This is a genomic window from Agarivorans sp., from assembly GCF_050295395.1.
In the GTDB taxonomy this organism is placed as follows: Bacteria; Pseudomonadota; Gammaproteobacteria; order Enterobacterales; family Celerinatantimonadaceae; genus Agarivorans.
In genome coordinates, this window is record NZ_JBNKPP010000024.1 from 1 (window position 1) to 24,727 (window position 24,727).

General features: G+C 47.7%; 20 protein-coding genes, 1 other RNA gene and 1 pseudogene. 13 read left to right on the forward strand and 9 right to left on the reverse strand.

What is annotated here, in order from left to right:
• The 4 genes and pseudogenes from ACQY6Q_RS01975 to ACQY6Q_RS01990 all read right to left on the reverse strand — a co-directional run.
• Positions 1-333: pseudogene (locus tag ACQY6Q_RS01975) on the reverse strand (phosphoglycerate dehydrogenase); the annotation flags it as partial.
• A gap of 256 nt (positions 334-589) precedes the next feature.
• Positions 590-1,243, reverse strand: a complete 654-nt coding sequence (rpiA, locus tag ACQY6Q_RS01980; RefSeq protein WP_427977250.1) for a ribose-5-phosphate isomerase RpiA — start codon at positions 1,241-1,243, stop codon at positions 590-592.
• Between the two features lie 133 nt (positions 1,244-1,376).
• A complete protein-coding gene (locus tag ACQY6Q_RS01985) occupies positions 1,377-1,961 on the reverse strand; it encodes a 5-formyltetrahydrofolate cyclo-ligase (protein ID WP_427977253.1) in 585 nt (194 codons plus the stop codon).
• Between the two features lie 107 nt (positions 1,962-2,068).
• Entirely contained in the window at positions 2,069-2,788 is a 720-nt protein-coding gene (locus ACQY6Q_RS01990) for a YebC/PmpR family DNA-binding transcriptional regulator (RefSeq protein WP_427977255.1), read from the reverse strand.
• Positions 2,789-3,274: 486 nt separating this feature from the next.
• Between ACQY6Q_RS01990 and ACQY6Q_RS01995 the strand changes: the two genes are divergently transcribed.
• The 4 genes from ACQY6Q_RS01995 to ACQY6Q_RS02010 all read left to right on the forward strand — a co-directional run bounded on the left by ACQY6Q_RS01995 (position 3,275) and on the right by ACQY6Q_RS02010 (position 6,090).
• Positions 3,275-4,762, forward strand: a complete 1,488-nt coding sequence (locus ACQY6Q_RS01995; RefSeq protein WP_427977257.1) for a sodium-dependent transporter — start codon at positions 3,275-3,277, stop codon at positions 4,760-4,762.
• Position 4,763: 1 nt separating this feature from the next.
• On the forward strand, positions 4,764-4,859 hold the full coding sequence (locus ACQY6Q_RS02000; RefSeq protein WP_427977260.1) for a MetS family NSS transporter small subunit: 96 nt from the start codon (positions 4,764-4,766) through the stop codon (positions 4,857-4,859).
• Between the two features lie 135 nt (positions 4,860-4,994).
• A complete protein-coding gene (locus ACQY6Q_RS02005; protein WP_427977263.1) occupies positions 4,995-5,648 on the forward strand; it encodes a cupin domain-containing protein in 654 nt (217 codons plus the stop codon).
• Positions 5,649-5,829: 181 nt separating this feature from the next.
• A complete protein-coding gene (locus tag ACQY6Q_RS02010; RefSeq protein WP_427977265.1) occupies positions 5,830-6,090 on the forward strand; it encodes a hypothetical protein in 261 nt (86 codons plus the stop codon).
• Between the two features lie 146 nt (positions 6,091-6,236).
• Here the strand turns inward: ACQY6Q_RS02010 and ssrS are convergent.
• Both ssrS and zapA read right to left on the reverse strand, forming a co-directional pair.
• A non-coding RNA gene (gene ssrS, locus ACQY6Q_RS02015) (6S RNA) lies at positions 6,237-6,418 on the reverse strand.
• 38 nt (positions 6,419-6,456) lie between these two features.
• Positions 6,457-6,765, reverse strand: a complete 309-nt coding sequence (gene zapA / locus ACQY6Q_RS02020; RefSeq protein ID WP_427977268.1) for a cell division protein ZapA — start codon at positions 6,763-6,765, stop codon at positions 6,457-6,459.
• 264 nt (positions 6,766-7,029) lie between these two features.
• On the opposite strand from zapA, the gene ACQY6Q_RS02025 reads away from it, so the two are divergent.
• The 5 genes from ACQY6Q_RS02025 to ACQY6Q_RS02045 all read left to right on the forward strand — a co-directional run bounded on the left by ACQY6Q_RS02025 (position 7,030) and on the right by ACQY6Q_RS02045 (position 12,036).
• Complete coding sequence (locus ACQY6Q_RS02025) at positions 7,030-7,635, forward strand: hypothetical protein (protein WP_427977270.1); 606 nt, start codon at positions 7,030-7,032, stop codon at positions 7,633-7,635.
• A 90-nt stretch (positions 7,636-7,725) separates the two neighbouring features.
• The gene (locus tag ACQY6Q_RS02030) at positions 7,726-8,289 is read left to right on the forward strand and encodes a UPF0149 family protein (protein ID WP_427977272.1); all 564 of its coding nucleotides are present in this window, start codon (positions 7,726-7,728) and stop codon (positions 8,287-8,289) included.
• A gap of 24 nt (positions 8,290-8,313) precedes the next feature.
• Complete coding sequence (gene pepP, locus ACQY6Q_RS02035; protein WP_427977275.1) at positions 8,314-9,606, forward strand: Xaa-Pro aminopeptidase; 1,293 nt, start codon at positions 8,314-8,316, stop codon at positions 9,604-9,606.
• 2 nt (positions 9,607-9,608) lie between these two features.
• Positions 9,609-10,805: a 2-octaprenyl-6-methoxyphenyl hydroxylase gene (gene ubiH, locus ACQY6Q_RS02040; protein ID WP_427977277.1), complete on the forward strand. Its 1,197-nt coding sequence runs from the start codon at positions 9,609-9,611 to the stop codon at positions 10,803-10,805.
• Positions 10,806-10,824: 19 nt separating this feature from the next.
• Positions 10,825-12,036 carry an FAD-dependent monooxygenase gene (locus ACQY6Q_RS02045; RefSeq protein ID WP_427977280.1) on the forward strand — a complete coding sequence of 404 codons (1,212 nt, stop codon included), beginning with the start codon at positions 10,825-10,827 and terminating at the stop codon, positions 12,034-12,036.
• A gap of 131 nt (positions 12,037-12,167) precedes the next feature.
• On the opposite strand, the gene tolC is transcribed toward ACQY6Q_RS02045, so the two are convergent.
• From tolC to ACQY6Q_RS02060, 3 genes are all read right to left on the reverse strand, one after another.
• On the reverse strand, positions 12,168-13,493 hold the full coding sequence (gene tolC, locus ACQY6Q_RS02050; RefSeq protein WP_427977283.1) for an outer membrane channel protein TolC: 1,326 nt from the start codon (positions 13,491-13,493) through the stop codon (positions 12,168-12,170).
• An 89-nt stretch (positions 13,494-13,582) separates the two neighbouring features.
• Positions 13,583-16,654 (reverse strand): efflux RND transporter permease subunit, encoded by a 3,072-nt coding sequence (locus ACQY6Q_RS02055; RefSeq protein WP_427977285.1) that lies wholly within the window; start codon positions 16,652-16,654, stop codon positions 13,583-13,585.
• A 3-nt stretch (positions 16,655-16,657) separates the two neighbouring features.
• Positions 16,658-17,779, reverse strand: coding sequence for an efflux RND transporter periplasmic adaptor subunit (locus ACQY6Q_RS02060; RefSeq protein WP_427977288.1), 1,122 nt, complete (start codon positions 17,777-17,779; stop codon positions 16,658-16,660).
• Positions 17,780-17,989: 210 nt separating this feature from the next.
• On the opposite strand from ACQY6Q_RS02060, the gene ACQY6Q_RS02065 reads away from it, so the two are divergent.
• The 4 genes from ACQY6Q_RS02065 to gcvP all read left to right on the forward strand — a co-directional run bounded on the left by ACQY6Q_RS02065 (position 17,990) and on the right by gcvP (position 23,841).
• Complete coding sequence (locus tag ACQY6Q_RS02065) at positions 17,990-18,886, forward strand: LysR family transcriptional regulator (protein WP_427977290.1); 897 nt, start codon at positions 17,990-17,992, stop codon at positions 18,884-18,886.
• 400 nt (positions 18,887-19,286) lie between these two features.
• Positions 19,287-20,378: a glycine cleavage system aminomethyltransferase GcvT gene (gene gcvT, locus ACQY6Q_RS02070; protein WP_427977292.1), complete on the forward strand. Its 1,092-nt coding sequence runs from the start codon at positions 19,287-19,289 to the stop codon at positions 20,376-20,378.
• A gap of 76 nt (positions 20,379-20,454) precedes the next feature.
• A complete protein-coding gene (gene gcvH / locus ACQY6Q_RS02075) occupies positions 20,455-20,847 on the forward strand; it encodes a glycine cleavage system protein GcvH (RefSeq protein ID WP_427977294.1) in 393 nt (130 codons plus the stop codon).
• 108 nt (positions 20,848-20,955) lie between these two features.
• Positions 20,956-23,841 carry an aminomethyl-transferring glycine dehydrogenase gene (gene gcvP / locus ACQY6Q_RS02080; protein WP_427977296.1) on the forward strand — a complete coding sequence of 962 codons (2,886 nt, stop codon included), beginning with the start codon at positions 20,956-20,958 and terminating at the stop codon, positions 23,839-23,841.
• Positions 23,842-24,727: the final 886 nt, after the last annotated feature.

The following is a 24,727-nucleotide window of genomic DNA, read 5'->3' on the forward strand; positions in this document are numbered from 1 at the left end:
ACTGCGCGTATTAGAGAAGGGAGCATTGAATACCGGAATACCCTTTTGTTGGGCGGCTTTTAGGTCAACTTGGTTAGTACCAATACAGAAACAACCAATGGCTACCAGTTTATTGGCCGCAGCAAGAACGCGCTCGGTTAGGTTGGTGCGGGAACGAATACCAATGAAATGAACATCTTTAATTTTTTCAATTAGCTCGTCTTCCGCTAGCGAAGTTTTGACCATTTCAACGTTGTCATAACCTGCCGCTTGAAAAGATTCTAATGAACTCGGGTGTAGACCCTCTAACAACAAAACCTTAATTTTTTCCTTGCCTAACGAATACTTTGCCATGTTTGCTTTCCTAATACCCATGTTACCGCTTGAGCGGCTAAATTTAGCAAAAAAGCAGCACTTAGGGAATGTAATTTTATTACATCAAATTTTATTCATCTTGTGGATAATGTGCTGTATTTTCTTTTCTTTTTGATTTTTACTTTCGTATATTTGCTAATTAGCCACGGGAAATCAGCCTTTTCTTTGGGGCTGCAAAATATTAGATATAAAAAAAGAGCGCCACTGGCACTCTTTTTTTTTCGCACTGACTTAATTAGCGTTTTTTAGCCCCTTCTGGGGTGCCAATAATCACATGATTTGCGCCACGAGCGGCAAATAAGCCATTGGTGACTACGCCTACTATGGCGTTAATTTCGCGCTCGGTTTTTACTGGGTCAACAATCGACAGGTTGTGCACATCCAAAATCACATTGCCGTTGTCGGTGACTACACCTTCACGGTATACCGGGTCGCCACCTAGTTTCACTAACTCTCGTGCCACATAGCTGCGAGCCATGGGAATCACTTCAACTGGCAGTGGGAATGTCCCCAGCACGTCAACTTCTTTAGTCTTGTCGATAATACAAACAAATTGTTCGGCCACCGCAGCAATGATTTTTTCACGGGTAAGGGCTGCGCCGCCACCTTTAATCATGTGGTTACGTGGGTCAATTTCGTCGGCACCATCAACGTATACTGACAGCTCAGCTACGCTGTTTAAGTCAAATACTTCAATGCCGTAAGCGAGTAGCTTTTGGGTGGAATCTTCAGAGCTGGAAACCGCTCCTTTGATGACATCTTTTTTAGTGGCTAGGGCGTCAATGAAATGTTGTACGGTAGAGCCAGTGCCTACGCCGACGATGGCATCATCTTCAACAAATTCTAAGGCGGCCCAACCCGCGGCTTTTTTCATTTCATCTTGTGTCATTGTGGAGCTCCAAGCAAGGTCATGGGGAAATGCTGGGCGGGCCAGCGAGTTGGCGCGGATTATAACCAAGCACTGGGCGGAACGCCAACCTAGAATGGTGATACTTTAGGCGTGTTTGGTTTTATTCAAGCAATTACCAAGACCAGCATTTGCTGGGGGTGATAATCTGTTTTAGCGGCTTGTCCCAAGCTTGAATGGGTACCTCGTTAATTTGTTGGCAGTCGTGGGCCAAACCAATAACTAGCGGGCGTTCGCCGTCTATTTTGGCTAGCAGACGGTCATAATAGCCACCGCCCATGCCTAAGCGGTTACCCTGAGAGTCGAAGGCGACCAAGGGGGCGAGTACCAAATCCAATTGTTGGCTGTTAATCACTTGGCTGCGGTCAAATACTGGTTCATCAATGCCAAAGCGATTGCTTTGCATTTGGCTATTTGGCTGATAACGATGAAAATGCATTTCGCCCATTTCCATGGGATCAACTAAGGGCACATATAGCCGTTTGTTTTGCTGCCATAACCACTCGATTAAGGGCTGTAGATCGAGCTCTCCATCAAAGGCTAAGTACAGGGCGATGGCCTGCATATTGTTTAGCTGCGGATGGCTTTGCAGGTAATTCAGTACCGCAAGGCTGGCTTCGCTTTGCTGAGCGGGGCTTAGCTCACTGCGCCGTTGGCGAACTTGTTTACGTAGCTGTTGGCGAAGGTCCGGCGAATTCATGGGCGCTAATAGTTTAAAAATGGAGTATTTAGTGTGCCTTGAAGTAGCCATAGGGGCAAGGCCACCAAGCCTGAAGAGCAGGCTTGGTTGACGCTGTTCCAGTGGAACTAATCAAACTCGGCGTTGTGGTAAACGTTTTGCACGTCGTCGCTGTCGTCTAGCATGGCTTGGAATTTTTCGAACAGCGCCACGTCGTCACCGCTAATCTTAGTGTAGTTTTGTGGAATGAAGCTGATCTCTTCGATTTCAAAATCAATCTCAGGCATGGCGTTGGTCAGTGACGTTTTCACATTGTTGTATTCGGTGTGAGGGGCAAACACGGTAATCATGCCGTCTTCACATTCAACATCGGTTACTTCAACATCGTCCATTAATAGAATTTCTAAAATGGCATCTTCATCATCACCTTTGAAAGAGAAAATGGCTTGATGATCGAACATGTGAGCCACGCTGCCTTGGTTACCAATTTTAGATTTGGTTTTAACAAAGGCTTGGCGTACATCAGTAAAGGTACGGCTGTTGTTGTCGGTTAAACAGTCAACAATCACCATACAGCCGCCTGGGCCATAGCCTTCATAGCGCGCTGGAACGTAATCTTCACCGGCGCCACCTTTGGCTTTGTCGATGGCTTTTTCAATTACGTGGCTCGGTACCTGATCTTTTTTGGCTCGGTCAATTACGCTGCGTAACTGTAAGTTAGCTTCAATATCGGCACCGCCGTTTTTAGCGATAACATAAATTTCTTTACTGTATTTAGAATAAACCTTGGTTTTGGCACCAGCGGTTTTGGCCATAGAGGCCTTACGAACTTCAAAACTTCTACCCATTGGGATGCTCTTTTTTTATTGATACTAAAAATTCTGGGGAAGGATTTTACCAGCTAGAACGTAAGGAACAAGAGTTGGCGCGGTTTCAGCTCAAATAATGCGCTTAAAAACAACAAATACTCAGGCTTAATAAGGCTCACAAAGGCTCACAAAGGCAAGGTTGTGTTGCTGGTTCATACGGGGAGTGCGCCAGCGGCTGCTGAAAGGACGGGTTAAAAGCCCCAACTGACCGATTAGCGAGTGAAGTCAGTTTAAAATTATGCTGCCAGATTCATGATTTTGAACATGTTTTCCTCTATTCGAGAGTTTTGTGCTCGTGTTTTCCAGTAACGCGGCTGTTTTTATAGCATTTTATTTTGTAGAATCGCCCGCTTATGGCTGTAGACACTAAAAATTCCAAGGTACAGCTATTACACAACATAGATTTACAAGGGAAGTATAACGGTGGACACCGCTTTACTCTCCTTTCAGTTTCAAGGAGATTATATGAAACGAGAACAATGGGGTTCGCGAGTGGGCTTTATTATGGCCGCCGTGGGCTCGGCCATTGGTTTAGGTAATATTTGGCGCTTCCCTTATATGGCCTACGAAAATGGCGGTGGTGCATTTTTCATCCCGTATCTGTTCGCCATGTTATCGGCGGGTATTCCATTTATGATTATGGAATTCAGCCTTGGCCATAAAATGCGTGGCGCTGCGCCGCGAGTTTTTGCCAAGCTAGGTCGTCGTTTAGAATGGTTGGGCTGGTTTCAGGTGTTGGTCGCTTTTGTTATTGCCGTTTATTACGTCGCGGTAATTGGCTGGTCGATTTCGTATTTGGGCTTTTCTTTCTCACAAAGTTGGGGAGCCGATCCTAACGCCTTCTTCTTCACCGAATACCTACAACTTGGCGATAACAGCCCAAGCAACTTAGGTAATATTCAGTCGCATATTTTAGTACCAGTGATTATTGCTTGGTTAATTACCTACTCAGCGGTATTTTCTGGGGTGAAAGACGGTATTGAGCGAGCCAGTAAAATTATGATGCCGTTGCTATTTATTATGGTGATTGGCTTGATTTTACGCATGGCCTTCCTTCCCGGAGCAGTGGAAGGGCTGAACTATCTATTTAAACCTGACTTTTCTAAGATTATGGACGCCAGTGTCTGGTCGGCGGCCTATGGTCAGATCTTCTTCACCCTGAGTGTCGGCTTTGCCATTATGTTGGCTTATTCTAGCTACCTGCCTAAAGACTCTGACATCAGCAATAATGCCTTTATGACGGTGATGATTAACTGTGGTTTCTCGATCCTCGCCGGTATTATGATTTTTTCTATTTTGGGTTATATGGCAGACCAGCAAGGTGTGGCCATTACTGAAGTAGTAAAAGCTGGGGTGGGCTTGGCGTTTGTAACCATTCCTACCGCCATTAACTTATTGCCTGCGCCGTATATTCTAGGTCCGCTGTTCTTCTTAGCCTTAACTGTTGCAGGTTTGAGCTCAATGATTTCGATTATTGAAGCGGTAACTTCTGCGGTCATCGACAAAACCGGCTACAGCCGTAAAAAGGCTGCCACTCTGGTTTGTGGTGTGGCGCTGGCGGTATCAACCGCGTTTACCACTAATGGTGGTTTATTGTTGCTAGACGTTGTCGATTACTTCATGAATAACGTGGGTATTCTAGGCAGCTGTCTATTAGAGCTACTAGTGGTTGGCTGGATGCTTAAAGGGCTACCCGAGCTGAAAGAATACGCCAACCGTCGTTCAGAATTAATGATTGGCGACTGGTTTGTTTGGTGCTTGCGTTTCATTAGCCCGGCTATTTTGCTGGTGATTTTAGGCACTAACTTTGTGGGTCTACTGCAAAACGGTTACGGTGGTTATAGCCAATTTGACCTAATGACTTTCGGTTGGGGTCTAGTGACTATTCTCGTTGTGCTATCGGTGATTATTCGTAAGTTACCAACTGCACCAATGCAAGCAGAGGAGAAATAATATGGAGCCGATTGCTGTTGTGATGATGTTGCTTGGTTTTGCCTGTACCTGGGGCGGTGCCATCTTTTGTATTCGCCGGGCAATGAAAGCCCGCTAAGCAATAATATTGCTGGAAAAACCAAGCTTCGGCTTGGTTTTTTGCTATTTGTGGCTGGCCTATTCTGTTCTTTCACAATCATGGGCATGCGCTAGACTGAGCAAGACAAGCCAATTTTTCCTAGGAGCGACATCAATGTTGAACATGGACTTTAGCCAAGCTTTAGCGATCAATACCCAGCAAATGGACTGGCAAGTCAGCCCTGCGCCCGGTGTATTACGCAAGCCACTAGAGCGCCAAGCAAAGGAGTCGGGGCATGTCACCAGTATTGTGCAGTATCGAAGTGAGTCATTTTTCCCCGAGCATAGCCATCCCTTAGGTGAAGAAATATTTGTCTTGGAAGGCGTATTTTCCGATGAACATGGTGATTACCCTGCGGGCAGCTACCTACGCAATCCTCCGGGCAGTAAACATAGTCCTTTCAGCAAACAAAGCTGTGTGATTTTTGTAAAGTTGAATCAGTTTGACCCACGTGATTTGACCACGGTGCGCATTAATACTCATCAGCAAACCTGGTTAGCTGGACAAGGTGGTTTACAAGTGATGCCCCTACATGACTTTGAACACGAACATGTGGCCTTGGTGAAGTGGCCTGCGGGGGAGGTATTTCAAGCCCATCGCCACTTTGGCGGCGAAGAAATTTTGGTGTTATCGGGTGAGTTTAACGACGAGAACGGCCGTTACCCCAAATACAGTTGGTTGCGTCATCCCCATCAAAGTCAGCACCATCCCTTTGTTGAACAACAAACCATTATTCTGGTTAAAACTGGTCATCTGCCGTTAGTTTGAGTTGGTTTTTGGCTGCGCTTGTTTAGTCTATTGGCTGTGTACTGCTGTCACAAGTCACCTTACATTCTGTAGTTGGGGCGATAATTCGCGCTAGCTATCAGAATCGTCTTTATATCCACAGGCCCTAGATATAACCTAGACTTACAGAGATTTACCCTCATATAGATAAGGATGGCGTGTAATGAAAAAGCTCGGTTGTTTATTCTGTTTATTGTGTTTACCGCTGTGGTTTGCTCAGGCTGATGACGCGGTGTCGACAGGCAAAATCAAGCTCAATAAAGACTGCGTTAGCTTGAATGACGCTAAGCCGCAAATGAAATCAAAAGATTGCCAACCCGAGAAAAAAACCAAAGGTGATAAAGAGAACCGTAGTGTTCATGGAGACAATAACCCGGGAAAAGGGCACGATAAAAACAACAAAAAAGAGAACAATAAAAACTAAGCAGTGCTTGACTGAACTAGCTCAAATATCTTCGTTAAAGGCCTGATGCTTCGCCGCTAAGCGGCCTTTGGCGAATCACTTGCTAACGACTTTTAGTGGGAGATGGCGATGAGTAATGGAGCTAGCGAGGCCTATAAAAGCTTGAGAAGATACCCAGAGTGCCGCTGTTGATTTTAGCCCTTGAACCATGTGGTTCAAGGCGGGAAACAAGTCTCATGCCGTAGGCTTCTCAGTCGAGCTGAGCATGCTCAGTAGCAGAAAAAAGTCACCCTTAAGATACAATTATCGGCTCAGGGACATCACCAACTGGCGAACACCCCAGGAATTTTAAACTCTCTAATTACACTGTAGTAAAGCTTCAAATAGCTAGTCAATATTGGGTTGGCTTTGTTCTAACAAGGCCCGTTCAATAGTGTGTTGTAGCTCTACTATTCGCTGATTCATGTTATCAGCATAATTCTGGTTTTGGGCTTGTTCTTTATGTAGCTCGTAAGCGAGATGCAAACCCACCATAATGGCTAAGTGCTCGGTGCTATTAGCTCTGGTTTTTTCTTTCAGAGTCTCTAAGCGCTGAGATAATTCGTCTGCGGCTCGGCGAAGTTTATCTTCTTCACCCTCCGGGCAAGCTACACGGTAGTTCTTGCCTAACAATATTATGTCTACGCCCTGCGCCATGATTCGCCTTAGCCAAACTCGATTCTCGAGTGAATATATAGCGCGAGGCACTAACTTGCAACCATTGAAGGGATGCTAGGCTGCCCACTGCGCTAATAACGAACAGTTTGTTGCAAAGCTATACAAATCTTATGTGGCGTGCCATAAAAGCCAACACATTTGCTTGAATATATTGAAGTATTTGTCCACCATAATCAGCAATTTCGCTTCAGTTAGCGCTGAAGTTCGCCCTTCGTTCGTTTATTGGTTAGGAAAAGTAAAAAAATGGCGCAAGCAGGACGTTTCGCCGACGAACGCCGCCGCTTTTATCGCGTAGTGTATCCGGTGCGCTTAATTCAGTTATTAATCAAAATGCTGAATGCCAAAGTCGCCAAGGTGGCTGCTCAAGGTCGTAAACCTTCGGAAATTAAAGATGCCCATTTGGGGCAGTTTTTACCGATGATGCATATTGGTGAACATGTGTTTCCGGTATTAGATATCTCTGAAGGTGGCTGTCGTATTCAATGGCGCTCGTCTGCCGAAGCTCTGCCTATTTCTAGCAAGATTTTAATTGGTCGCATCTTATTCCACCAAGACTTAGCCAAGGTGATTGAGTACCTGCCCAAGGATGCACAAGAAGAGTTTGCAGCCTTAAGTAATAACTGCAGTGAGCAGGGTTATGAGCATCAGTTTGAAGCCAGAATATGTCGCAAGATTGACAATAAGCGTGACCCTTATCCGCAACTGTGTTTGCAGTTTACGCTAGCAACTCACCTATCGGCCCGCTTCATTCGCCAGCAAGAAAGTAGTTTAATCAAACTGTTTCGTGAGCAATACATAGAACGAGTTAGGGCGCGCCGCCAGCAGTTGAAACAAGCGTTGCAAAATTAGCCAGACGAGGCGGCTAAATCTATCTTTAGCATGGCTGCTAAACTTAAGCAGTGTTAGGATTAGCTGATTAACATTTCTTAGGTGTTTATTGTGAGTAAAATCGTATATCCAGATTATGAAGCGCTGGGAGAACTGCTGCTCAGTTCGAAAGTATTAGTTAGCCCGGCAGAAGTGCACGGTCTACTTAGTGGCCTATTAGCCGCTGGTTTGCCTAGTGATGGCGATTGGATGAGCCAAATCAATCAACTGATTAACGATGGTCAAGGGCTGCCCATTGAAATAAAAAATAAACTTAAAATGGTGATGGAAGCTACCCACAGTGGAATGAGCGATAGCTTGTTAGGCTTTCAGCTAATGCTACCGGAAGATGAAGCGCTGGTAGAAGAGCGTACCGAAGCCTTAGCTCAATGGGTGCAGAGTTTTTTGGTGGGCTTTGGGGTGGTGCAAAACGACCTTAACAAGCTGGCTGAAGACGTTCAGGAACTGATTAAGGACTTTACCGAAATTAGCCAATTGTCTTCGGATCTGGATGAAGACGAAGCAAACGAACAGGCCTTATTTCAAGTTGTTGAATATGTTCGCATTGGCGCGATTACTATTTTCGCCCACCTCGCTGGAAACGACAGCGATCAACAACAACCCACGCTACATTAACAAGCCACAAGCCAAGGAGTTGCTGTGTTTATAAAACGCCGTCAGCAGTTATTTGCCGCTATGTCAGACAACAGCGCTGCGATTTTTGTTGCAGCCGAAGAACAAACCCGCAGTCGTGATACCGAATATCCTTTTCGACAGGATAGCGATTTTTTCTATTTTTGCGGTTTTAACGAACCAAATGCGCTATTGCTGTTGATTAAGCAAGGAGAAAGCCAGCGCAGTGTTTTGTTTAATCGTCGCAAAGATAAGTTAGCAGAAATCTGGCAGGGGCGGCGTTTGGGGCAAGAGCAAGCCTTAACCAGCCTTGAAGTGGATAAAGCCTTAGCCATTGAAGAGTTGGCTGAACACCTACACCTTGAGCTGAATGGCTTAACTAAGCTGTATATGGCTCAGGGACGTTATCCTAAGTACGACCAGCAAATATTGGCCGCAGTAGAGCAACTACGCAACGGCTTACGCCACGGTTGGCAAGCGCCCCATTTAATTGAAGACTGGCGGCCGATTGTGGATGAAATGCGTTTGATTAAGTCGGCCGAAGAAGTGGCCTTATTGCGTCGCGCTGGAGAAATCTCTGCGGCGGGGCACTGTCGCGCCATGCGTAGCTGTGCGGTGGGCATGTGGGAATATCAACTGGAAGCCGAAATCCACCACGAATTCTTGATGGCTGGCGCGCGCTCACCGGCCTATGGCACCATTGTTGGCGCGGGCGAGAATGCCTGTATTCTGCATTACACCGAAAACCACAGCCTAATGGAAGACGGTGACTTAGTGCTGATTGACGCAGGTGCCGAGTATCAAATGTACGCCGGTGATATCACTCGCACTTTTCCGGTAAACGGTAAGTTTAGTGAGCCCCAGGCCAAGCTCTACAATGTAGTATTGTCTGCCCAACTAGCCGCCTTAGAGATGATTAAACCTGAGGTCTCTATCTATCAGTTGAATCAAGTGGTATTGAATATCATGGTTCAAGGTTTGGTGGATCTTGGCATTATGCAGGGTGAGGTGAGTCAGCTGATCGAGTCTGAAGCCTATAAAGCCTATTACATGCACGGCTTAGGGCACTGGCTAGGGATGGATGTGCACGATGTGGGTGACTATCACGATGTGCAGCGCAGTCGGCCTTTACAGCCGGGCATGGCCTTAACCATTGAGCCGGGGCTGTATATTCCGCATGACGCCGACGTACCCGCCGAATACAAAGGCATCGGTATTCGTATTGAAGACGATGTAGTGGTGACCGAGCAGGGCTGTGAAATTCTCACCGCCGACGTGCCTAAAACCATTGAAGAAATTGAAGCCCTAATGGCGAGTTAACTATGAGCCAGCCGCAACATTTCGACATTATCATTGTTGGTGCCGGTATGACCGGTGCCAGCCTAGCCTTAGCCTTAAGCCAAACGCCCAGCGCTAAGCCCTTAAAGATTGCTTTAATTGAAGCGGCTGAATTGAACTTTGGCCAGCATCCCGGCTTTGATGGGCGAGCAATAGCCTTGTCTGCGGGTTCGCTGCGTTGGTTTCAGCAGCAAGGTTTGTGGTCGAATATGGCGCCCTATGGTTGTGTCATTAAGCATATTCATGTGTCTGACAGAGGTCATTGCGGCTGGACCAGCATGCAAGCCGACGAATATCACTTGGACGCTCTTGGTCAGGTGATTGAGCTGGAGCATGCCGGACGAGAGCTGCATCAACAGCTCGCTCAGCGCCAAGACATTAGTCTGTTTTGCCCAGCCCGAGTGAAACACATCGAGCAGCAGCAACAGCAGGTGGTATTAGAGTTAGATGACCAGCAATGCCTGAGTGGTAGTTTATTAATTGGTGCCGATGGTGCCGACTCTTTAGTTGGCCAAAAAATGGGAAATCAGCAGCAACTTGATTTTGCTAAGTATGCGCTGATTGCCAACGTTCAGGCCGATCAGGATCCCGCCGGACGGGCCTTTGAGCGCTTTACCGAACAAGGTCCCTTGGCATTGTTGCCCATGACAGAGCAGCGTTGGTCGGTGGTATGGTCCTTAGAAGCTGAGCAAGCCAAGCGCTTGCAAAGCGCCGATGAGCAGGTCTTTCTAAGTGAGTTACAACAAGCCTTTGGTTATCGCGCCGGACGTTTTAACACGGTGGGTAAGCGAGCCGCTTATCCTTTAGTATTGCGTTACTACCCACGTTTATTTGCTCATCGTATGTTGGTATTAGGCAATGCTGCCCACAGTTTGCACCCCATTGCCGGTCAAGGTTTTAATTTAGCGTTGCGAGATGTGGCAGCTCTGGCGCCATTACTATTACAACAGTGGCAGCAAGGGCTAGATTTGGGCGCGCATAGCCTGTTGGACGCTTATCAGCAACTACGCCAACAAGATATAGAGCGCACCATCGCCATGACCGCTGGTCTTGCCAGTGTGTTTGCTAGTAGCGATAAAAGCTCGGTGATACCGCGTAATTTAGGGCTAATGGCGATGCAGCTTTGCCCCAGTTTTAAGTTGTTATTGGCTAAACAAAGCCTTGGTTTATTTTCTCGATAATTTGGATTAGGACAACGTGATGCAAACAGTAGATATTGCCATTATTGGCGGCGGCATGGTGGGCTTGGCGTTAGCGGCCGCGCTGGCTGATAGCCCGCTTAAGATTGCCATCGTTGAGCCTAAACCTGCCCAAGCTCCACAATTGCAAGACTACAGTCTGCGAGTGAGCGCGATGAGTTTATCGTCGCAACGTTTCTTAAGCTCGTTGGGAGTATGGCAACGTATTTGCGAGCAACGTGTGGCGCCCTACCATGATATGCAAGTATGGGAGCAAGACAGTTTTGCTAAAATTCGTTTTCAGGCCGAGCAACTGCTGGTAGATGAACTAGGCCACATCGTTGAAAACGACATCGTGCGCCATGCCTTATGGCAGCGAGTAAGCCAGCAAAGCAATGTGGTATTTATTGAGCAAGCGGTGGACAAGCTACACCGTGGTGACAGCGAATCTTGGTTGAGTTTTGCCAATGGTCAAGCCATAAGTTGTAAGTTGTTGGTGGCCGCCGATGGCGCAAATTCGTGGCTGCGTGAGCAACTGGCGGTGCCGCTAAGCTATTGGGACTACCAACACACTGCCATTGTGGCCACCATCAAAACCAGCGAAGTACATCAAAGCTGCGCTCGACAAATATTTAGCCCTGAAGGCCCCTTAGCCTTTTTACCGCTAAGTGACCCGCATCATTGCTCAATCGTTTGGTCGGTCTCACCTGAGCGAGCCAGTGAACTACAAAGCCTTAGCGAACAAGACTTCAATAAGCAACTCACTATGGCCTTTGATCATCGCCTAGGCTTGTGTCAGCGAGTGGGTGAGTTGGGTGCGTTTCCCTTACGCATGCGTTATGCGCGAGACTTTGCTGGTAAAGGTTTTGTCTTGATTGGTGACGCCGCCCATACTATTCACCCCTTAGCTGGGCAGGGGGTGAACTTAGGCTTGATGGATGCTGCCGCCTTGGCCGAGCAGTTAATTGACTTACAGCAAGCCGGTAAAAACCTAGGCGATTACGCTAACCTGCGTCATTTCGAGCGTTGGCGCAAGAGCGAGGCCAGCCAGATGATTGCCGCGATGGAGTTTTTCAAGCGTATTTTTGGCAATGCCAATCCCGCATTAAAACTGTTACGCGGCGTGGGCATGAGTGTGGTGGATAAGGCCGAGCCTTTGAAACGTCAGGCAATGCTGCGCGCCTTGGGTTTAGCCGGAGATCTACCCAAACGCGCTGTGGTTAAATCGGCATAAACGACCTCGCTTAAATAAAAAAATCCAGTAGCAGAGGCGACTGGATAGCGAAGCAAAATTCAAGGCTTCAAAGGAGTTGTTCTGCAGAGGGAGTGATTCCCCTATGCCATCATTGGCTAGGGAATAGCGCTTCAGTCACTGGGCTGCATTAAGCCGGCATTGATCTGTTTTAAATCTTCTGGGTTTAGGCTTCCGGCGGTTTGCTTCAAATAAAGTACATTCAGAATGTAGTTGTAACGGGCATTGGCCAGTTGGCTCTTGGCCGAATACAGGTTACGCGTCGCATCTTGTACATCGACTATGGTGCGGGTGCCCACTTCAAATCCCGCTTCGGTAGCAGCTAGCGCACTTTGAGAAGAAACGACTGTCTGTTGGTAGGCTTTGATCGAGCTAACGCTGGCATTAACGTTGTTTAATAAAGAGTTGGTTTGGCTTTGTACGCTGCGAAAGCGTTGTTCTAAGGCTTCGCTGGCCGAGATGTAGGCTAATTGCGCTTGTTTAACTTGCGAAGAAATAGCCCCACCACTATAAAGCGGTAATGAAAAGTCTAGGCCAATGGTGCCACTATTGGCTGAGCCACCATTGCTACGGTCGTAGTTGTCGTTACCGTAGCTATTGTTGTCATAGCCCACCGAGGCCGTCAGGTTAAGCGTGGGCTGGTGGCCGGTTTGGGCCAGCTTAATTTGCTGTTCGGCAATCTGCTTGGCAATCCGATTCGCTTGTAATTGCAGATTGTGTTGATTGGCCTGCTCCAACCATAGCTGGCTGTCGCCCTTGGGTGGTTGCGCCGAGAAATAATCGGCGTTTAACAAGCTGAGTTGGCGATGTTCCAAGCCAGTTATTTCGCGTAAGCCTTCGTAGCTATTACTCAGGCTGTTCATCGCTTGAATTTCTTCGGCCAGAGTGCGGTCGTATTCCGCTTGTGCTTCATGCACATCGGTAATTGCAGTTAGCCCTACTTGAAAGCGTTGTTTGGTTTGCTCTAACTGGCGCGCCACGGCCAGTTTGTTGGCGGCGGTAAAATTAAGCTGGTCAAGCGCACTCAACACGGCAAAGTAAGCCTCGCTGACTCGCATCATCAGCTGTTGCTGAGCAGCTTGGTAGCGGGCATCGGCTTGCGCGGCACTCATTTCACTAATGCTCAGGTTCTTCCATGAGCTGGCCGAATACAGCGCTTGCTGCAAACCTAAGGATGCTTGAGTATTGCTGATGCTGTCGATGGCCTGATTATCGGTAGCGGTATAGCTAGCTCCGGCACTAAAACCAATTTGTGGTAATAAGGCGGCACGTTGCTCGGTGATATTTTCAAAGGCTTGGTCGCGATCGGCCTTGCTTTGTAAAATCTGTGGGTCGCGGGTTTCTGCCAATTGGTAAATCTGTAGCAGGTCGTCTGCTGATACAGCAAAGCTGGCAGCTAAGGCAGTACTTAACAATAGCGATTTTAGCTTCAATGTCATTGTTTGTTCCTTGAGACGCCAGCCTTGGCTGGCGCAAGATGTTCAAATTAAAGGGGCTTGCCGGAGAGCAAGCCACCCCTTAGTGGCGGTTAAAACTTTGCAGGGATCTTGATCCTAAATACCAAGGTGTAAATCACCGGTAGAATCACCAAGGTAAGCAGGGTGGCAAAGCCTAAGCCAAATACAATGGTTACGGCCATGGATTTGAAGAAGGGGTCGGCCAGCAGCGGAATCATCCCTAACATGGTAGTTAAGGCCGCCATGCCCACTGGGCGTACCCGGCTCACCGCCGAATGGTAAACCGCGGCAAAGGCGGCTTTGCCTTCGCTGAGTTCAAGGTTGATTTGGTCGACTAATACGATACTGTTTTTAATGATCATGCCACTAAGACTCAGCATACCGAGAATCGCCATGAAGCTCATGGGGGCGTCCAGTGCTAACAAGCCAAAACTTACGCCAATAATGGCTAAGGGTACGGTTGCCCAAATCACCAACGGCTGGCGAATCGAGTTAAACAGCAATACCGTTAGCAAGAACATGGCGAGGTAGCCCATAGGAATAGAGCCCGCAATACCTTGTTGTGCTTCGCTAGAGGTTTCAAACTCGCCACCCCATTCTAGGAAATAACCGTTGGGTAGCGCGATGGCTTCAATCGCTGGGCGAACCTTGCGCAGTAGCGAGTCGGCAGTTTCGTCACCGGTTAAGGCGGGATCGGCCAATACAGTAATCAAGCGTTTACGGTCACGGCGTAGGAGCAGCGGATCTTCCCATTGGCTAGTCACCGAGCTTACCAATTGCTCAATTGGTACAAAGCTTTGGTACTTGGAGCTCCATACTTGCAACTCGTTGACGCTATCGGCATTTTTACGCTCGGCCTCGGGAGCGCGGGCCACAATCGGCAATAAGTGAGAACCGTCGCGGTAGACCCCAATTTGTTGGCCATTGAAGTTGCGTAACAAGGTGGCATCGAGATCCTGTTTACTAATGCCGATTTCTCTAGCGCGCACTAAGTCCATTTGTGGACGAACTAGCAGCTGCTGATTACGCCAAGTATGACGAATGTTATCGGCCGCTGGCTGGGCATGGAATATGGCTTCTGCTTGTTCGGCTAAGCTGCGTAATACCACGGGGTCATCACCATAGAAACGCGCTTCAATTTTAGCCGCCGGTGAAGGGCCATTTTCAATTAGCTTCACGCGATATTCGGCGTCGCTGTAACGTTCTCTTAGGGTTTGCTCTAGCCACGGCGCGTATACCGCCAAGCTGTCTAAGTCTTTCATTTCAATGATCAGCTGAGCATAGGCCGCATAGGATTTTTCTGGTTGATAAGTTAAAGCGAAACGCTGTGCCCCTTGGCCCACCACGCTGGTGACGTTGCTTATGCCATGCTGCTGCCTTGAGTCGGAGTCAAACAAGTCCTGTTCGATTTGGCTAACAAAGGCCTCGGTGGCAAGAATGTCGGTGCCCTCTGGCAACCAAATATCGGCCATAAAAATGGGCGTGGTTGAGGCAGGGAAAAATACGTTTTTCACCTTACTCATACCAAATACCGCCGATCCCAACATCAGCAATACCACAATCAAGCTGACTACGCGACGGCGCATGGCGGTATGCAATATGGCTCGGTAAATGTTGAAGATAGTACCGCTGTAAGGATCTTGCTCGGCCTCGCTGGTATCGCCGTCTTTGAACAGCAAATAACAGAAGAATGGGGTCAGGGTAATTGCGGTTATCCAGCTAATCGACAGTGAAATCAGCAGCACTTTGAACAGTGAGGAACAAAATTCACCGGTGGCATCAGAAGATAAACCAATCGGGGCAAAGGCCATAATGGCAATCACCGTGGCGCCCAATAACGGCCATTGGGTTTGTTTCACTATGCCAGCAGCAGCTTGAGTACGGCTTTGACCGCGCTTAATGCCAATGATGATCCCCTCGGTGACCACAATGGCATTATCTACCAACATCCCTAGTGCAATGATTAAGGCGCCCAAAGAAATGTTTTGTAGCTGAATGTTAAGTACGTTCATCACGATGAAGGTACCTAAGATGGTAATCACCAATACGCCGCCAATCAGCAAGCCTGATTTTAGTCCCATGAACAGCAACAATACGATGATCACAATGGCCACCGATTCGGCAAAGTTGATTAAGAAATTGCTCACCGCACTTTCTACAATGTTACCTTGGTCGTAAATCACATCGATGTTCATGCCAATCGGCATTTCTGATTGTAGCTCGGCGATTTTCGCGCTGACTATTTTGGATACGTCAACCACGTTTACCCCAGAGCTATAAGAGATCCCCATTGACAAGGCTTTAGCGCCGTTAAAGTGATAAAGCGCATCGGGCGTTTCGCTGTTAGCGCGGTAAATATTGGCAATATCACCCAAGTAAATTAATTTGCTACTACTGGGTGGGCTTACTAACAGATTTTTTAGCTCTGAAATATCACTGAGTTCACCGGTGGGGTGGATCCGCACTCGCAGGTCTCCTACCAACATCTTACCGGCATTGGATACCACGTTTTGGGTTTGTAACAAGCTGTAAATGTAGTCGGGCTCTAAGCCCAGCGCAGTGAGTTTTTGCTGGCTAATTTCAACGACTACTTGCTCTTCGGGCATGCCTACCACTGAGATCTTTTTCACCCCAGGAGTGGTCACCAATTCACGACGAACTAAATTGCTGTAGTTATCTAATTCACGGTAGCTGTAGCCTTCACCGGTAATGCTCACAAAGTAGCCATATACATCGGAGAAATCGTCGATAACAATTGGCTGAGCCGCACCCGGAGGCAGTTCGCCAAGGCTATCGTTAACTTTACGTCTTAGCTCGTCCCATACTTGCGGTAGGCTTTGTTTGTCGTATTGATCTTTCATTTCTACTTCAATTTGTGACAGTCCGGCACTGTTGATTGAAGTGACATGTTTCAGTTGCGACATTTGCTGCAAAGCATCCTCTAGAGGAAGTGTGACTTCCTCTTCGACTTGTTCGGTGCTGGCTCCCGGATAAGGGGTGATGATTAAGGCGCTCTTAATGGTAAATTCTGGCTGTTCTAACTGGCCTAAGCCGTTAAAGGCGATGATGCCGCCAGCCACCATTAATATCACCACCATCCAACTGATAACCTTGTGGTTGATACTGTAAAGTGCTGCATTCATGGCTTATACACCTCTAACCCAATGCAGCGGTTTAATGGCTTCGTTGCCGGTTAAGCTATTAACGCCGCTCGCCACCACTCGATCACCGTGGTGTAAGCCCGACAACACTTCCACGCCATCGGCAAGCACATTACCCAGGGTAATGGTTTGGCGTTTCAAGGTTTGTTTATCTTGTTGGTAAACCCATACCGAAGCCTCGGTACTGCTTTGAAGTGCGCTACTATGGCCTTCTCTTACTAAGGCACTGAGCGGCAGAATCGCAATCGCTGTTTTACTGTCGTCAGTTTCTGGCAAGTCTATTAGCACCGAAGTACTCATGCCCGGTAGCAAATGCAAACCCTTTGGCGGAATAAAGCTAAAGGTCACTTGATAGGTTTGGGTGCCTTGTGAGGCTAGACTGCTGTGCTCTTGATATTGGATGGGCAGAGGCTGCTCAAAGCCAAACTTCGCTACATCGACAAAGGCTTGGGTGTTAGCCAGAGAGGATAAGCTTTGTAAGCGGTGCAACATGGCTTCGGGCAACTCAATTTTAAGTTCGAAGCTATCGGTATTTTGCAAGGTGACAATCGCTTGATGTGGTTGCACCATTTGGTAGTTATCGGTATGCACCTTGGCTACCACCCCAGAGAAGGGCGCGTAAATAGTGGTATATTGCAGTTGGTCACGCTGTGCTCGTAGGTTGGCTTCGGCCGATTTTAAGGTGGCGCGTGCGCTATCTACTTCAGCTGGCGAAATCAGTTTTCGATCCAGCAGGCTTTGCTTACGTTTGAAGTCGGCTGCAGCCAATTGGTGATTCGCTTCGGCTGTGAGTAGGGCGTTTTGCGCATCACGCTTGTCTAGTTCAGATAGAACCTCACCCTTAGTTACGCGTTGCCCTTCAATAAGCTCCAGCTGATTGAGCTCGCCGCTAATGCGAAAGGCCAGTTCGGCTTGTTGGCTGGCATATATTTTAGCTGGAAAACTGCGTTGCTGAGCAGGTAGCGTTTGGTCGATGTCGATCAACTTCACCGGGCGGGGTTTGGCTTGGTTAACATCTTTAGCTTCGGCTTTGGTGGCTAGGTCACAACCGCTTAACAATAAGCTGACAATGGCTACGGTAAGTATTGAATATGGCTTGAAGTTCAAGATCTCTTCCCTTAGTCGTGCAAATAAAAAGCATTATAGGGAGGCCATATAGACGAAAAAACCTGAGCAAACGAAACTCAATGTTCTATATAATGGAACAAAGCTGTTATGCTGCGTAAACCCTAAGTAAAGCGGCTTGCGCCTTATTTTTACAGTGACATTAAGCTTGTAGTGAAGTCAAATTTGTGAACAACTTATCAAGGACGGTTGATGAAAACAGAAGATATAAAGTTATTTCACTTCATTGTTGATGCAGGCAACCTGACTAAGGCTTCAGAACTATTAGACTTGCCTAAGTCCAACCTAAGCCGCAGGCTAAAGAACTTAGAAAACGAATTGCAGGTGAAATTGTTTCATCGGGATCATCGTGAAATTACGCTATCGAAAAATGGCCGACTGTTTTATCAGCGCAGTAAATCAATTATCAACGAGCTAGAATTTACTGTGGAATCCTTGGTGAAAGAGTCGGTTGAGCTGAGTGCTCAGTTACGGGTGCATTTACTGCCGCTGCCGGGGATTGATTTGTTTGAAAACATTATTTTTCGCTTCATGGAAATGCACCCCAAGGTAGCTATTGAAATTATTACCAGCAGTGACGAGCGCGATCTTATTGAACACAACATTGATATTGCGTTGCGAATTGGAGCGAGCTTGGAAGACTCTAACCTGATCGCCCGCCAGCTAAAAACCGTTAAGTTTGGTTATTATGCCAGCCCCGAATATTTGGCTATGCATGGTGTTCCACGCACCGAAGAAGAGTTAATGCAGCATCAGTTTATCATTCATCGCCAACCCAATGGTAAGTTAGCTAAACGCTTTCCCCTGTGTCAGGGGCGCAGTTTTGAGGCTAAGGGAAGGTTGATAGTGAATGACTTTTCGATGTTGGTGCGCGCCTGCTTGGGAAATCAAGGTTTAGTGTATCAACCGCACCGTTTGGTACAAGCCGAAGTGGATAAGGGGCATTTGGTGCATTTGCTACCCGAAACCGACTCGCAGGCAGGAAGCGGTTGGTTGGTTTATCCCACCCGTACCAGCTTATCGCCAGCCGCCAGAGCCTTAATCGACTACCTAGTGAAAGAAGTCGACCATATTTTTATTGAATGTTAACAAGCTGCCATTTTGCAGCGCCTTTTTGATCCAACCGGGCTAGCTGAATTAGCTGGCTCAAGCTTGATTTATTTTTATTAATTTTTTTCTATCACATTAGATTAACTAATGTTTTTATGGTTTGTTTAGCCCCTTTCTAATAAAGCTAAATTCGTCACTCAAGCTAAAAGCTAGCTTGATTGGCTTGTTTTTCTTGGTTTTAACAGTGTATTTTGCGCTTTTATGCTGTTTCTTTCCCAACTATGTCACCCCGCTGTTGAGTCTATGTAATTAAAATGTGTAAGCGATAGATTAGCTCAGTTTGTGTTTGAGGCTTTCTTGTTGGCGGCATCTAGCTATAATTGTTCAGCATTAGCAGGGGCTAATCGGCTTCGGCTCTTCAGCATAAAGGGAACGGCAAATGACACAGCAAACGGTACTTCATCAGGCGCACCTCGATTCGGGTGCCAAAATGGTTGATTTTCACGGTTGGGAAATGCCCATTAATTACGGCTCGCAAATAGAAGAACATCATGCGGTACGTAACAAGGCTGGTATGTTCGATGTTTCCCACATGACCATTGTTGATGTGCAGGGCGAGCAAGCCCAAGCCTTCCTACGTAAATTGCTGGCCAACGACGTGGCCAAACTCACCACCAAAGGCAAGGCCTTGTATGGCGGCATGCTTAATCCAGAAGGTGGCGTGATTGACGACCTGATTACCTATTACTTCAGCGAAACAGACTACCGTTTAGTGGTGAACTCAGCCACCCGTGAAAAAGACTTAGCTTGGATAAACCAACAAGCCAGCGAGTATGCCGTTAGCATTATCGAGCGCCCCGAATTGGCGATGATTGCCGTACAAGGGCCACAAGCTAAAGCGCTTACGGCTAAGGTACTTAGCGCCGAGCAAAACGCGGCTATTGAGGGCATGAAACCCTTCTTTGGTGTACAAGCCGGCGATTTGTTTATTGCCACCACCGGTTATACCGGCGAACAAGGTTACGAAATTGTACTGCCACAACAGCAGGCCGTTGCCTTATGGAAAGCCTTAGAAGCGCAGGGCGTGCAGCCTTGTGGTTTAGGCGCTCGCGATACCCTACGTTTAGAAGCTGGCATGAATTTATACGGCCAAGACATGGACGAAGGCGTATCGCCTTTGGCGGCCAACATGGGCTGGACCATTGCCTGGGAGCCGCAAGATCGTGACTTCATTGGTCGTAAGGCGCTAGAGGAGCAAAAAGCCCAAGGCACCGACAAACTGGTTGGGCTGTTAATGGAAAGCAAAGGCGTAATGCGTGCTGGCCAAGCCGTGACCGTGGTGAACGAGTTTGGCGAAGCGCTCCCCGGAGTGATTACCAGCGGCACCTTTTCTCCCACTTTGGGCCAGAGTATTGCCTTAGCCCGCATCGCCAATTGCGATGTTGACGAAGCCTTAGTGGAAATGCGCAAAAAACAGGTTAAAGTGAAAGTAGTGAAACCCGTATTTGTGCGAAATGGCGCCAAAGTGTAAGCCGAACAACAATATTTTATTTGTAGCTTTATTTTTAATTAACACTTTAAGTTAGAACTTATAGAGGAAAGGAATTATGGCTGATATCCCTGCCGATCTGCTTTATGCAAACACTCACGAATGGGTGCGCTCTGAAGGTGACGGCGTTTACACCGTTGGCATTAGTGAGCACGCTCAAGAATTGTTGGGTGACATGGTATTTGTTGACCTACCGGATGTGGGCGACGAAATTGACGCCGGCGACGATTGCGCAGTGGCGGAGTCGGTGAAAGCCGCGTCTGATATCTACGCTCCACTTACGGGTGAAGTTCTCGAAGTGAACGAAGAACTGGAAGATTCTCCAGAGTTGGTAAACAGCGATGCCTACGGCGACGGCTGGATGTTTAAGCTACGCGCCAGCGATGAAAGCGAGTTAGACAACTTGTTATCGGCGGAAGATTACGCCGCCAGCATCGAAGATGAAGACTAAGCTTCAATAAAACAAGCGCTCCGCTGGTCGGAGCGCTTTTTTTGTATTTATTCCAAGCCCTTCGCCAACAACACGATGTAGTTAGTTTATTTTTACAGGAATGGTTTCATGCACCCGTCTTTGCCGTTAACCGAATTAGAGCAAAATCAAGATTTTATTCGCCGCCACATTGGCCCCGATCAAACCGAAGTTAATACCATGCTTGAGCAGCTGGGCGTGGCTTCTGTAGAACAGTTGATTGAGCAAACCGTGCCGGAAGCGATTCGCCTCGCTCAGCCATTAAGCATTGGTGACAGTCTTAGCGAGCAACAAGCGCTGGCGGCCTTGGCCAAGTTGGCGAAACAAAACAGCGTGCAGCGTAACTACATTGGTATGGGTTATTACCCGACTCACGTGCCGCATGTAATTTTGCGAAACGTACTCGAAAACCCCGGCTGGTATACCGCCTATACGCCTTACCAACCCGAGATTGCTCAAGGGCGTTTAGAAGCCTTGCTTAATTTTCAGCAAATCAGCCTCGATTTAAGTGGCCTCGACTTAGCCAGTGCCTCGTTATTAGACGAAGCCACCGCCGCTGCCGAAGCCATGGCCTTAGCCAAACGGGTAGCTAAAAACAAAAAATCTAACTTATTTTTCATTGCCGACGACGTGCACCCACAAACCATTGACGTGGTGAGCGAGCGAGCCGAGTTTTTTGGTTTTGATATTGTAGTCGGCGCAGCCGAAAGCGTGGCCGAGCACGATGTATTTGGTGCTTTGTTGCAATACCCCGGCACTACTGGCCGGGTGCGCGATTTAGAGCCACTGATTGAACAAGTGCATAACAACAAGGGCATTGTGGCGGTAGCCGCCGATATTATGGCCTTGGTATTGCTAAAATCACCGGGCGCGATGGGGGCCGATGTGGTACTAGGTAGTGCTCAGCGCTTTGGTGTGCCAATGGGTTACGGTGGCCCGCATGCCGCCTTCTTTGCCACCCGTGATGCTTACAAGCGCTCACTACCGGGGCGGATCATCGGTGTCTCTAAAGATCGCCGTGGTAAGCCTGCTTTGCGTATGGCGCTGCAAACTCGCGAGCAACATATTCGCCGCGAGAAGGCCAATTCCAATATTTGTACTGCGCAGGTGTTGTTGGCTAATATGGCCTCGTTCTACGCGGTATTTCATGGTCCAGATGGCTTGCGTACCATTGCCCAGCGTATTCACCGCCTCACCGCGATTTTAGCCCATGGCCTAGAAGCCAAAGGCTTGATCCCCGAGCATGGCCAATATTTTGATACCTTAAGCCTAAAAGTGAGCGACAAAGACGCGGTTATTGGCCGTGCTAAGGCGCTAAAAATCAACCTGCGTTTAGATTTAGTCGACCGTGTTGCATTGAGCTTAGATGAAACCACCACCGCCAGTGACGTGAATGACCTATTCACCGTATTACTGGGCGAAGGCCACGGCTTAGACGCGGCGCGCTTAGACGCCATAGTGAAAGGCGAAACCTGCTTGCCGGAAACGCTATTGCGCGATACGCCGATTTTAAGCCATGAAGTGTTTAATCGTTACCGTAGCGAAACCGATGTACTACGCTACATTCGCAAGTTAGAAAGCAAAGACTTAGCGCTCAATCATTCGATGATTTCGCTAGGCTCATGCACCATGAAGTTAAACGCCACCGCCGAGATGATCCCAGTATCTTGGCCCGAATTTGCCAACATGCATCCGTTCTGTCCTAGCGAGCAAGCGCAGGGTTACCACGCGATGATTCAACAGCTAGAAGATTGGCTAGTGAATATAACCGGTTACGATGCGGTATGTATGCAGCCTAACTCTGGCGCACAAGGCGAATACGCGGGTTTGTTAGCGATTCAAAAATACCATGCTAGCCGCGGTGACCATCACCGTAATATTTGTTTAATTCCTAGCTCTGCCCACGGCACTAACCCTGCCTCGGCGCAAATGGCGGGGCTGAAAGTGGTGGTAGTGGCCTGTGACAAACACGGCAACGTAGACATGAACGACTTACGCAGCAAGGCCGAAGAGCTGGCCGAACAGTTGTCGTGCATCATGATTACTTACCCCAGTACTCACGGGGTATACGAAGAAAGCATTCGCGAAATTTGCCAAATTATTCATGACAATGGCGGCCAAGTGTACATGGACGGCGCCAACATGAACGCTCAGGTAGGCATTACTTCACCTGGCTTTATTGGCTCCGATGTAAGTCACCTTAACCTGCACAAAACCTTTGCTATTCCGCATGGCGGCGGTGGCCCTGGCATGGGCCCAATTGGAGTAAAAGCGCATTTGGCGCCGTTTGTTGCGGGCCATAGCGTGGTAGACAATGGCAAAGCCAGCCACGCCAACCCAGCTGTATCGGCAGCGCCTTATGGTAGCGCCTCCATCTTGCCCATTAGCTGGATGTACATTGCCATGTTAGGCAACCAAGGGCTGCGCCAGTCTTCCGAAATCGCCATTCTAAATGCTAACTACTTAGCCAGCCGTTTGGGCCAAGCCTATCCGATTTTGTACAGCGGTAAAAATGGCCGAGTAGCGCACGAATGTATTATTGATATGCGCCCACTTAAAGAAGCCACCGGCATTAGCGAAATGGACGTAGCCAAGCGCTTAAATGACTACGGCTTCCACGCGCCAACCATGAGCTTCCCAGTAGCGGGCACCTTAATGGTAGAGCCTACCGAGTCGGAATCATTAGTCGAGATAGACCGCTTTATTGACGCGATGCTGGCGATACGCGCCGAAATTGCCAAGGTAGAAAGCGGCGAGTGGAGCCTGCAAGACAACCCCTTGGTATTTGCGCCGCACACCTTGGACGACCTCACCGACGCCGAGTGGCCGCATAGCTACAGCCGTGAGCTGGCGGTATTCCCTAGCCAAGCGGTAAAACAGAACAAATTCTGGCCTACGGTGAACCGCATCGACGATGTCTATGGGGATAGGAATTTATTTTGTAGTTGCTTGCCGATGGAAGCGTATCAAGAGTAAAAAATAACTATTTTTCAGTGTTTTATGATTATAGGCGAAGCAGTAATGCTTCGCCTTTTTTTGTGGTTTGTTTTTGTCGGGGGGTGTTAGTTTGGTTTTATCATTTACTTTTGTATGGCGCTGTTAGTGAGGGTTTCGCCCTGACTGCGACGTTTTTAAGCTTCAACGAGCAAAGCTTAGCGAAGCAAAAAGAAAGCTCGCCCTGCATTATCTTCATTCTGTGTTCAAGCTTACAAAGCAATGCTTTGTGTAAAGACAAGCTTTCACCTAGTTTCCAAGCGCGCCTACGCAACTCGCTGCGCTCAAACAGTGCTCGGCTTCATCGCTTGTCAACGGCGTTGCTCGGCGATAATGAATGGATTGAAAGCTCAGCCTTGAGTATCGTGGGAGTGAAATGATTTTTCCCATACTGCTTTACAGCCGCTTCAGAACTGCTCCTAGCAAACCGAAATACCCTTAATTTATCTATCTTTTTGAGGAAAGATTGCTGTGATTATATACAGTTTTTTGTGCTTCCTACTTTCCACAAAGATTTGCATACTTTTATGCTGATGTTTTTGTTATTTTTCGAGCTAGGTGGCTGATGTAGCTTAGAAAAAGTGATAATCTGGGTTTTATCAAATGTATGATAAGAGGAAAAATTCCTTGTTAAAACAAGGAATTTTTCCTCTTGATAAACTGTTATGAAGTAGATCAAACTTAGGCATTTATGGAAAGAGAACTACGAGATAAAGATCTTGAGCAAATCGCTAAGATAGTACAGGAGCGAATTTTTGTTCCTCGAAGCGATAAAAAAGTTACAGTTTTCCTATGTGGTGGAGAAATATCTAACCAAAGAAATGCTCGTGCAAAAATGGCAACTATATTTTCGAAGTACCCAAGGTAT